Raw genomic sequence first — 11,130 nt, forward strand, 5'->3', positions numbered from 1 at the left:
GGCAAAATAAACTAAAAAGCTTAAAATAGCTATACTCAAAAGAATTCCAAACCATGCAAAATTTCCTGTTCCAAGATTTGAAACCGCGTTAGTAAGGATATTAACTCCACCAAGTGCTTTAATGCCTTTAGCGCATACTCCAGCGGCGATGATTATGCTTACGACTGAGATAAAAATTTCAGCCATAGTCTTTTAAAATCACCATCATATCTTCGCCTAATTTTCTAGCATTTCTGTGTCTTGCAAATTCAACAAGAAAAACTAAAGAAATTCTTACAAAATTTGCTATCACAACATTGAGCTTGATAGTAAAAAAATACGCTATAAATAAAAATATAACAGGTAACCAAGGAAAGAGTATGTAAAAAGTAGGACATTTAGGATCAATGATTTGCGGAATTTCAACTTCATCATTTAAAACACCTTTTTCTTTATCTCTTTTATCAATCCAAGCAAAATAAAAAGGAATCAAGATGGCAATAATTACAACATAGGTAATCACACTATAAATTTGGTAATTTAAAAAAAGCCCTACGACATTATCACTTTGTCCTACCATATCTGCCATATTGATTGAATTTCCATCTTTTGGATCATAATCAAGTGCAATTAAAGAAAGCGCACATACGGCTGTAATAGGACGGATTTTAAGTGAGATTAAAACAGGATAAATACATGCTAACAAAAGCAAAAGCAATCCAGCATAGCTAGAAATGACGATTTTTAAAGCCATTCCAACAACAAAGTTCCACTTAAAATCAAGTATTTATTTTTGATTTTTCCTAAGGGTTTATTTGCTAAAAAAGCAAGTTTTGCTGAAGCATTAATATGTTTCATATAAGCAGCAAAACCTGCCACACTCATGATAATAAGTCCTACTCCAGAAAGCTGACTTTTAAAAGTCGCTGTGATAAAAGCATAACTATCAAGTAAAACATTTAAAAGCTTGTATACTCTCTGCTTGGAGCTTTTGGTATAGGTGTTCCTGTGATATAAAAAGCAAAAATAAGCAAGATAATATTTGAAAGAAAAATACAAAAATGGGATCGTATTTTTTTGAGTATATCATAAAAATTAGCATAGGGTCTCTTGAATTTACAATAAATTGGATTTTATCTAAATTTTTAAATAAAAAATATTTTTTTATTTAAAAATTACTTGTTTTTTGTATTATAAAATTAACATATATAGTTTGGTTACTGAAAAGTTTATGTTTGTTTAAAAAATGATTTTTGTATTATAATTATACACAAATCATAAATATTAAAAAGGATCTAGTGTGGCAAGAATTTTGGCATTTGATATAGGAATAAGCTCTATTGGCTGGGCATTTAGTGAAAATGATGAGTTAAAAGATTGTGGAGTTAGGATTTTTACAAAGGCTGAAAATCCCAAAACAGGAGAATCCTTAGCCTTGCCACAAGACGCCTTGCAAGAAGTGCTAGAAAACGCCTTGCTAGACGCAAAGCAAGGCTAAATCACTTAAAACATTTAATCGCAAATGAATTTAAGTTAAATTACGAAGATTATCAAAGCTTTGATGAAAGTTTAGCCAAGGCTTATAAAGGATCTTTAATTAGCCCTTATGAGTTAAGATTTAGAGCTTTAAACGAGCTTTTAAGTAAGCAAGATTTTGCAAGAGTGATTTTACATATTGCAAAAAGGCGTGGCTATGATGATATTAAAAATAGTGATGATAAAGAAAAAGGTGCGATTTTAAAAGCTATCAAGCAAAATGAAGAAAAACTAGCAAATTATCAAAGTGTGGGCGAGTATCTTTATAAAGAGTATTTTCAAAAATTCAAAGAAAATTCCAAAGAATTTACAAATGTTAGAAATAAAAAAGAAAGTTATGAACGCTGCATAGCGCAAAGTTTTTTAAAAGATGAATTAAAGCTTATTTTTAAAAAACAAAGAGAATTTGGCTTTTCTTTTTCAAAAAAATTTGAAGAAGAGGTGCTTAGTGTAGCATTTTATAAAAGGGCTTTAAAAGATTTTTCTCATTTGGTGGGAAATTGTAGTTTTTTTACCGATGAAAAAAGAGCGCCAAAAAATTCTCCCTTAGCTTTTATGTTTGTAGCACTTACAAGAATTATCAATCTTTTAAACAATCTTAAAAATACTGAAGGAATTTTATATACAAAAGATGATTTAAACACGCTTTTGAATGAAGTTTTAAAAAACGGCACTCTAACTTATAAACAAACAAAAAAGCTTTTGGGCTTAAGCGATGATTATGAATTTAAAGGAGAAAAAGGAATTTATTTTATTGAGTTTAAAAAATACAAAGAATTTATAAAAGCCCTAGGTGATCATAGTTTAAGCCAAGATGATTTAAATGAAATAGCAAAAGATATTACCCTTATAAAAGATGAGATTAAGCTTAAAAAGGCTTTAGCAAAATATGATTTAAATCAAAATCAAATTGATAGTTTAAGCAAATTGGAATTTAAAGACCATTTAAATATAAGTTTTAAAGCCTTAAAACTTATCACTCCTTTAATGCTTGAAGGTAAAAAATACGATGAAGCTTGTAATGAGCTTAATTTAAAAGTAGCAATCAATGAAGATAAAAAAGATTTTTTACCCGCATTTAATGAAACTTATTATAAAGATGAGGTAACTAATCCTGTGGTTTTAAGGGCGATTAAAGAATACAGAAAGGTCTTAAATGCTTTACTTAAAAAATACGGCAAAGTGCATAAAATAAACATTGAATTAGCAAGAGAAGTAGGTAAAAATTATAGCCAAAGAGCTAAAATAGAAAAAGAGCAAAATGAAAACTACAAGGCCAAAAAAGACGCCGAACTTGAATGTGAAAAACTAGGCTTAAAAATAAATAGTAAAAATATTTTAAAATTAAGATTATTTAAAGAACAAAAAGAATTTTGTGTTTATAGTGGGGAAAAGATTAAAATTAGTGATTTGCAAGATGAAAAAATGCTTGAAATTGACCATATTTACCCTTATTCTAGAAGTTTTGATGATTCTTATATGAATAAGGTTTTAGTTTTTACCAAGCAAAATCAAGAAAAGCTTAATAAAACCCCCTTTGAAGCCTTTGGCAATGATAGTACAAAATGGCAGAAAATTGAAGTTTTGGCAAAAAATTTACCTGAAAAAAAGCAAAAAAGAATTTTAGATAAAAACTATAAAGACAAAGAGCAAAAAGACTTTAAAGATAGAAATCTAAACGATACTCGCTACATCGCAAGGCTTGTTTTAAACTATACTAAAGATTATTTAGATTTTTTACCTTTAAGCGATGATGAAAATACAAAGTTAAACGACACACAAAAAGGCTCAAAAGTGCATGTAGAAGCAAAAAGCGGTATGCTAACATCGGCTTTAAGACACACTTGGGGCTTTAGCACTAAGGATAGAAATAATCATCTTCATCACGCTATTGATGCAGTAATTATTGCTTATGCAAACAACTCTATCGTAAAGGCTTTTTCTGATTTTAAAAAAGAGCAAGAAAGCAACAGTGCAGAACTTTATGCAAAAAAAATTAGTGAATTAGATTATAAAAACAAAAGGAAGTTTTTTGAGCCTTTTAGTGGTTTTAGGCAAAAGGTTTTAGATAAAATTGATGAAATTTTTGTCTCAAAACCTGAGAGAAAAAAGCCAAGCGGAGCCTTACACGAAGAAACATTTAGAAAAGAAGAAGAATTCTATCAATCATACGGCGGAAAAGAAGGGGTTTTAAAAGCCCTAGAACTTGGTAAAATCCGCAAAGTAAATGGTAAAATTGTTAAAAATGGCGATATGTTTAGAGTGGATATTTTTAAACACAAAAAGACAAATAAATTTTATGCTGTGCCAATTTATACTATGGATTTTGCTTTAAAAGTATTACCAAATAAAGCTGTAGCACGAAGTAAAAAAGGTGAGATAAAAGACTGGATTTTAATGGATGAAAATTATGAGTTTTGCTTTTCTTTATACAAAGATAGTTTGATTTTAATTCAAACTAAAGATATGCAAGAGCCAGAACTTGTTTATTTTAATGCTTTTACAAGCTCTACTGTTAGTTTGATTGTTTCAAAACACGATAATAAATTTGAAACGCTAAGCAAAAATCAAAAAATATTGTTTAAAAATGCAAATGAAAAAGAAGTAATCGCAAAAAGCATAGGAATTCAAAATCTAAAAGTATTTGAAAAATACATAGTTTCAGCACTTGGAGAAGTGACAAAGGCTGAGTTTAGACAAAGAGAAGATTTTAAAAATGAGTTACGATGAAGCTTTTAAAACACTGCTTATTAGCTCTAATGCCAAGCTAAATTTAGAGCTAAATCATCTTGTGATTAAGCAAGATGAAAATATAGCCAAATTGTTTTTAAAAGATATAAATATCATCGTTTTAGAAAGCTTACAAGCAAGCCTTAGTTCCGCGCTTTTTAACGCTTTTGCAAAGCATAAAATCATCTTGCTAACCTGCGATGAAACTCATAGTATAAATGGTATTTTTGCTCCTTTTTTAGGGCATTTTCAAAGTGCAAAAATCGCAAAAGAACAAATAAATGTAAGTGCTCAAAAAAAGGCTATTTTATGGCAAAAAATCATTAAAAATAAAATCCTAAATCAAGCCTTTGTTTTGAAAAAACACAATAAAATAGAGCAAAGCAATGAGCTTATAAATTTGGCTAAAAAAGTAAGTCTAAATGATAGTAAAAATATCGAAGCTGTTGCAGCGGCGCTTTATTTTAAAACTTTGTTTGGGACTTCTTTTTCAAGAGATGAGCTTTGCTTTGAAAATTCTGCTTTAAATTATGGCTATGCAATCATTAGGGCTTGTATTATTAGAGCAGTTTGTATAAGTGGGCTTTTGCCTTGGCTTGGCATAAAGCACGATAATATTTATAATTCTTTTGCGCTTTGTGATGATTTGATAGAAGTGTTTAGGGCTAGTGTTGATGATTGTGTTTTAAAGCTTAAGGGTGAAAGTGAGTTTTTAAGCAAAGATGACAAAAGAGCGTTGATTGGCAATTTACAAAGCAAAATCAATTTTGATGGGCAAAATTATCCTTTAAACAGAGCGATAAATCATTATGTGGCGAATTTTAAAAATGCTTTATTGTATGAAGATGAACTAAAGATAGTGAAATTTGATGATTGAAGATAAATTTATGCGCGTGCTTTTGATGTTTGATGTATCTACTAAAAGTAAAAAAGAGCAAAAACTAGCAAGTAAATTTAGAAACAATCTTATAAAATTAGGTTATTTTATGCTGCAATTTAGCGTTTATATGCGTATTTGCAAGGGTTTAAGTTCTGCAAAAAGTTCTATTGAAAATGTAAAAAAGATTTTGCCACCTTATGGAAATGTAAGGGCTTTAATCATCACTGAAAAGCAATTTGATAAAATGGAGCTTTTGCTTGGTGGCATAGTTTTTAATGAAAAAGTTAATAACGAAACCAATTTAACACTTTTTGATATAGATAGTCATGGAGAATTTAAATACAAAAATTCAAATAATGAAGAAATACAACTAAACAAAAAACAAGAAAAATATCATCAGCAAAATTTATTTGAATTTTAAAAGCGGTTTTAAGGGATTGTAACCCCGCAGAGTCCCGCAAACTCTTTATTTTAGTCCCTTTTTAAATTTCTTATGAGATTATAGCATAATTTTTGCTATTTTTCATCAAAAAACCCCTAAATTTTCATTATCTGGTAAATATCTATTTTACCATAAAGAAATTTAAAAAGGGACTAAAACCAAAACAATAGCAAATTTTAAATATTATATATTTTACCATAAAGAAATTTAAAAAGGGACTAAAACCCAGTGTATTAAAATTGCACGACTTGCTGGATTTTACCATAAAGAAATTTAAAAAGGGACTAAAACTGGTTGCTTCGTTCAATCAAAAACAGGTGCATTTTACCATAAAGAAATTGAAAAAGGGACTAAAACCCTAGTGGATTGAAACTCTGCTAGGGCTAATTACTCCACTAAAAGGAGGTTGCAAATTTGAAACTTATTGAAATTTAGGGTTGATTAAAATCGAAATAAAATTATTTAAATAATTTTAAGGCATAAAGATAATATCCACTAAGCTTTCATTTTCTAACATTTCACATTCTTTTGGTACCACCATAAGGGCAGCTTTATTGTTAAGATTGTTTATAATCGCACTAGAGCCTTCTTTCTTACCTTCAAGATTGGCTAAAATGCGTCCATTTTTAAACTCTATATTGCAAGCGACAAATTCTAAATAAGGTGTTTTTTTCTTGTAACTTCCTTGTAAAAAGGCTTTGCAAATATAGTCTTTAGGTTGAAGTAACCAAGAGTTTAAAATCTCTCTTGCGTAAAGATTAAACATTACCATAGCCGAGTAAGGAAAACCTGGTAAGGCGATGATGAATTTTTCATTAGCCTTAGCTATTTTGATATGTCTGCCTGGTTTTATGTCGGCTTTATCGATGATGATTTCATATTCTTTGACGGCTTTTTTTAAAAAGTCAAAATCTCCCATAGAAACCCCGCCCGTTGTAATCAAAATATCACAACTTTGCAAAGCACTTTCAAGGGTAGAAAAAGTGGCTTTTTCATCATCTTTTAAAAGAGGAAAAACCCTTGTATCGCAATTTAAATTTTTAGCTAAATTAGCTATGGCGATATGATTTGAAGAGCGGATTTGAGCGGGATTTTCTAAGGCTTCTCCTAGATCTTTGATCTCGCTTCCACTACTTAAAACCCCTACAATAGGCTTTATAAACACACTAATGTGAAAAAATCCAAGTTCAGCCAAAAGAGCTATCTCACTATAATTTAACCTTGTGCCTTTTTTGAGTAAAATTTCATCTTTTTTATAGTTTTCTCCTACCGCACGCACAGCAAAAGCTTGGGGAACTTTTTTTTCTATAAAAAGAGTATCATTTTCTACGCGTACATTTTCAACAGGGACTAAAGTATCGCTTCCTTCGCTCATGAGTGAGCCTGTAAAGGTTTTTACACATGTGCCATTTTGCACGCTAAATTGTGGCATAGTGCCCGCAGGTGTGAGGCCTAAAATTTTTAAAGGCTTGTCTTGATCTTCAAATTTGATCGCATAACCATCCATAGCCGAGGTTGGAAATTCAGGCTGATTTTTAGGGGCTTTTATATCTTGAGCTAAAATGCGTCCTAAACACTCTGTAAGAGCTATTTTTTCAATCTTTTCATAGGTTTTGATATGAGAGTGTAAAATTTTTAAACTTTCTTCATAAGACATTAGCATCTTTATTCCTTTATACTGATATAAATTTGAGTCTTGTTTGTTGTATAAAATTCAAAATCTGTGTCAAATTTTCTTTGGAGACTTGAATTTTTAAAAAATTCATTGATATTTTGCCAAAGTTTTGGGGCAATGATTTCAGGTTTTCCAAAACCTTCAAAAAGCATGTATTTGCCACCTTTTATACAGATTTTTTCGCCTTTTTCGTGAGGATTTTTCACGCCCACACAAATTTTATACTCTAGCTTGTGAGTGTTTTTATAATCATAATACACGCTATAAATTTCATCGGGCGCACCAAAGATGCTATGAAATTTTTTCCACAAAGGAAAAATCAAAGAACTATTTAAATCGCTCTCAAGTTCCTCATCAGTTTTAACGCTTACTCCATAAATACTAAATTCTTCTATTTCTTGTATCATTTTAAAAGTCCTGCACCGCAAAGTTTGGTTGATCTTTCTTTGGCATAAATTCTTTCTTTGTTTATCACATCATACTTCCAAATGGGCGCACTTGCTTTAAAATCTTCAACAAATTCATTAAGAAGTTTAAGTCCTAATTTTCTTTGTTTGCTTAAAATTCCTGCAAAATACGAGCTTTCATGTATCGCTACATCGCCTATAGAGTGAGCAAAAAGCAAGCTAATACCATCAAAATCTACTCTTTTTTGCCACTCATCAAACCATTTTTTTAAAAGCGGTTCATAAATATCAAAACTAAGTGCCTCAATACCTCCTTCTTCACGCACAATACCACAAAAAGTCAGCAAAGCACCGCAGTTTTTATCCTTGGAAAATTCATACCATTGGCTATAAATTTTAGGAATATCTAAAGAGCCTTGATAAAGTGTAAAATGTTCCATTTAACCCCCACAAACTGGCGGTAAAAGTGCTATTTTATCACCATCTTTTAACTTGGTGTTTTCATCAAAAATGATTTCATCATTTAAAGATACAGCACAAAGTTCTAGCCATTCTTTTAAACTCTCATCTTTTTGCAAAATTTCTTTTAATTCTTTTAAATTTTTTACTTCAAGTTCTAAATTTTCTTTATTTATAGGGCCTAAAAATTCCACTTTTACCATTTTATTCCTTTACTTCTAAATTTCCCATCATTCCTAAATCTTCATGTTCTAAAATATGGCAATGATACATTCTAAGTCCTTTAAAATCTTGTTTCATTCTAAGTCTTAACTCTTCATTAGGACGCACATTTATAGTATCTCTGAAGGCTCTAAATTCGGCTTTTTGAACTTTGCCATTGAGTTTTGATGAGATGAGTTCAAATTGCGTGCCGTGTATGTGGAAAGGATGATCCATGTGAGATTTATTTATCACTATCCAGTCTTCAACTACTCCAAGCTTGGAGCTTAAATCAATGCGTTTTAAATCATAGCTTTTGCCATTGATTAAAAACATAGACGCAAGAGCGATTTTTAATTCGCTTTCACTTTTTCCCATCATACCATGCATTTGCATATGATCTTCACTCATGATTATTTCTTTAAATTCCTTAGGCTCTTCTAAAGGTTTGAAAATTTTTAAATTTTTTGGAAGTTCTAATTTTTCTTTTTTTAGGCTAATACTAGCTAAAAATAGGGTATTAGGTTCTTCTTTTACCATCATTTTATCCCTATCATAATAAGCACTTTCTAGTCTAAATTCCCCATCTTTTGGAGCATCGATTAAAACTTCTACGCGAGAAGCAGGACTTAAGAAAAGTTCTTCTTTATAAATAGCTTTTTCTATAAGTCCGCCATCAGTACCAACAAGTATAAATTTAGCCCCTTGTATGCGTAAATTTAAATATCTTGCCGCAGTAGCATTATAAATGCGTATGCGTTCGTTTGTGGCGAGTTTGATTTTAGGTTTAAATTGTCCATTGATGAGTACAAATTCTCCTTCTCTACCATTAAGCCAATCATTTAGGTTGTTGTTTGGAATTTGAGCGTTTTCATCAAGACGCAAATCGCTAATCATCAAATCTCTTTCTTTTAAATGACTTAAAGCATCTTTTTTCGCTTTGATCACAAAAGCCCCCGCCAAACCCATAAAGACTTGTTTAGAAGTGGTATAATGAGGATGCGGATGATACCAGTAAGTTCCTGCGCTATCTTGAGGAATTTCAAAACGATATATTCTTTCTTCCCCTGCTAAGATAGGATCATGTGGGCTTCCATCTTGATCAGGTGGTACAGGAACGCCATGCCAATGTATGGTTGTAGCTTCTTTGAGTTTATTTTTGACTAAAATTTCAAGTTTATCTCCTTCAAAAACTTCTATTTTTGGAGCAGGCACTAGACCGTTGTAAGTATAAAATAAGGTTTTTTTACCTTTGATAAGCTCTATATAATTTTCTTTGATTTCTAGGGTAGCACGAAAAATATTTTTTTCTTTACTTTCATTTTTGAGCAAAGGCAAGGCTTTTAAAATTTCTCCTTGGGGGAATTGTTTTGGATCTAAAAGCTTTAAATTTTTTGGAGCAAAGTTGATAAAAGAAGTATCTAAGTCATGATTTATAGAATGATTTTTATGCATGGAGTGCATATCATGCATAGGATTTGCATAGGCTACACCCATACTTGCTAGAGTGAGTGCATTAAATTTTAAAAAATTTCTTCTATTCATTAGTTTTTCCTTTTGCTTGATTTTTTGTATTATAGTCATTATTTTTTTAGTTTTAGTAAATATTTATTTTGAAAATTTGGTTTAATTTTGTTATGATTTTAGCAATTTAATCAAGGAAAAATAATGTTTTATGAAAATATTCAAACCCCAGCTTATATTTTAGAAGAAGATAAATTAAGAAAAAATTGCGAGCTTTTAGCAAGTGTTGGCGAAAAAAGTGGTGCTAAAGTGCTTTTAGCTTTAAAAGGTTTTGCTTTTTCAGGAGCGATGAAAATTGTTGGAGAATACTTAAAAGGTTGTACTTGTAGCGGACTTTGGGAAGCAAAATTTGCTAAAGAATACATGGATAAAGAAATTCATACTTATTCGCCTGCTTTTAAAGAAGATGAAATCGATGAAATAGCCAGCTTATCTCATCATATAGTGTTTAACTCTTTAGCTCAATTTCATAAATTTCAAGCTAAAACACAAAAAAATTCCTTAGGTCTTCGTTGTAATGTTGAATTTTCTCTAGCCCCAAAAGAACTTTACAATCCTTGTGGAAGATACTCAAGACTTGGAATTCGTGCTAAAGATTTTGAAAATGTGGATTTAAGTACCATAGAAGGACTTCATTTTCACGCACTTTGTGAAGAAAGTGCTGATGCTTTAGAAGCTGTTTTAAAGGTTTTTGAAGAGAAATTTGGCAAATGGATAGGGCAAATGAAATGGGTGAATTTTGGAGGAGGGCATCACATCACCAAAAAAGGCTATGATGTTGAAAAGCTTATTGCTTTGTGTAAAAATTTCAGTGATAAATATAGCGTGCAAGTTTATCTTGAACCAGGTGAAGCGGTAGGTTGGCAAACAGGAAATTTAGTGGCTAGTGTAGTAGATATCATAGAAAATGAAAAGCAAATTGCTATTTTAGACACTTCAAGCGAAGCACATATGCCAGATACTATTATCATGCCTTATACAAGTGAAGTTTTAAATGCTAGAATTTTAGCCACAAGAGAAAATGAAAAAATTTCAGACTTAAAAGAAAGCGAATTTTCCTATTTGCTTACTGGAAATACTTGTTTAGCAGGTGATGTAATGGGAGAATACGCCTTTGATAAAAAGCTTAAAATCGGCGATAAAATTGTTTTTTTAGATCAAATTCATTACACCATTGTGAAAAACACAACTTTTAATGGCATAAGACTTCCAAATCTCATGCTTTTAAATGCAAAAAATGAACTTCAAATGATAAGAGAATTTTCTTATAAGGATTATTCTTTAAGAAATTAGTATT

8 protein-coding genes, 2 pseudogenes and 1 CRISPR repeat array are annotated in these 11,130 nt (G+C 30.7%); of the genes and pseudogenes, 4 read left to right on the forward strand and 6 right to left on the reverse strand.

Translation table 11 applies throughout. From position 1 onward, the window contains the following. Positions 1 to 1,031, reverse strand: a pseudogene (dcuC, locus tag ELQ06_RS08675) (C4-dicarboxylate transporter DcuC); the annotation flags it as partial. A gap of 248 nt (positions 1,032 to 1,279) precedes the next feature. Between dcuC and cas9 the strand changes: the two are divergent. The 3 genes and pseudogenes from cas9 to cas2 all read left to right on the forward strand — a co-directional run bounded on the left by cas9 (position 1,280) and on the right by cas2 (position 5,546). Then, positions 1,280 to 4,245 (forward strand): annotated as a pseudogene (gene cas9, locus ELQ06_RS01205) (type II CRISPR RNA-guided endonuclease Cas9). Beyond that, complete coding sequence (gene cas1, locus ELQ06_RS01210) at positions 4,232 to 5,122, forward strand: type II CRISPR-associated endonuclease Cas1 (protein ID WP_038814336.1); 891 nt, start codon at positions 4,232 to 4,234, stop codon at positions 5,120 to 5,122. The pseudogene cas9 and the gene cas1 overlap by 14 nt, the downstream one beginning before the upstream one ends. Then, positions 5,115 to 5,546 carry a CRISPR-associated endonuclease Cas2 gene (gene cas2 / locus ELQ06_RS01215; RefSeq protein ID WP_052782197.1) on the forward strand — a complete coding sequence of 144 codons (432 nt, stop codon included), beginning with the start codon at positions 5,115 to 5,117 and terminating at the stop codon, positions 5,544 to 5,546. The genes cas1 and cas2 overlap by 8 nt, the downstream gene beginning before the upstream one ends. A 144-nt stretch (positions 5,547 to 5,690) precedes the next feature. After that, a CRISPR array of direct repeats spans positions 5,691 to 5,925; the repeat unit is 37 nt; unit sequence ATTTTACCATAAAGAAATTTAAAAAGGGACTAAAACC. Between the two features lie 114 nt (positions 5,926 to 6,039). Here the strand turns inward: cas2 and ELQ06_RS01220 are convergent. From ELQ06_RS01220 to cueO, 5 genes are read right to left on the reverse strand one after another with little or no spacing between them, the layout of a single operon-like run. Next, positions 6,040 to 7,230 (reverse strand): molybdopterin molybdotransferase MoeA, encoded by a 1,191-nt coding sequence (locus ELQ06_RS01220; RefSeq protein WP_052782196.1) that lies wholly within the window; start codon positions 7,228 to 7,230, stop codon positions 6,040 to 6,042. A 2-nt stretch (positions 7,231 to 7,232) separates the two neighbouring features. Continuing rightward, positions 7,233 to 7,649, reverse strand: a complete 417-nt coding sequence (locus ELQ06_RS01225) for a GyrI-like domain-containing protein (protein ID WP_044260307.1) — start codon at positions 7,647 to 7,649, stop codon at positions 7,233 to 7,235. Further along, complete coding sequence (locus ELQ06_RS01230; protein ID WP_044260308.1) at positions 7,646 to 8,089, reverse strand: molybdenum cofactor biosynthesis protein MoaE; 444 nt, start codon at positions 8,087 to 8,089, stop codon at positions 7,646 to 7,648. The genes ELQ06_RS01225 and ELQ06_RS01230 overlap by 4 nt, the downstream gene beginning before the upstream one ends. Continuing rightward, positions 8,090 to 8,311 (reverse strand): MoaD/ThiS family protein, encoded by a 222-nt coding sequence (locus ELQ06_RS01235; protein WP_002779488.1) that lies wholly within the window; start codon positions 8,309 to 8,311, stop codon positions 8,090 to 8,092. A 1-nt stretch (position 8,312) separates the two neighbouring features. Continuing rightward, complete coding sequence (gene cueO, locus ELQ06_RS01240) at positions 8,313 to 9,854, reverse strand: multicopper oxidase CueO (RefSeq protein ID WP_052794182.1); 1,542 nt, start codon at positions 9,852 to 9,854, stop codon at positions 8,313 to 8,315. Positions 9,855 to 9,977: 123 nt separating this feature from the next. Here cueO and nspC point away from each other — a divergent pair, with 123 nt between their 5' ends. Further along, complete coding sequence (gene nspC, locus ELQ06_RS01245) at positions 9,978 to 11,126, forward strand: carboxynorspermidine decarboxylase (protein ID WP_009883017.1); 1,149 nt, start codon at positions 9,978 to 9,980, stop codon at positions 11,124 to 11,126. The last annotated feature ends 4 nt before the right edge of the window (positions 11,127 to 11,130 follow it).

Source organism: Campylobacter sp. CH246 (assembly GCF_004378835.1).
Taxonomy (GTDB): Bacteria; Campylobacterota; Campylobacteria; order Campylobacterales; family Campylobacteraceae; genus Campylobacter_D; species Campylobacter_D jejuni.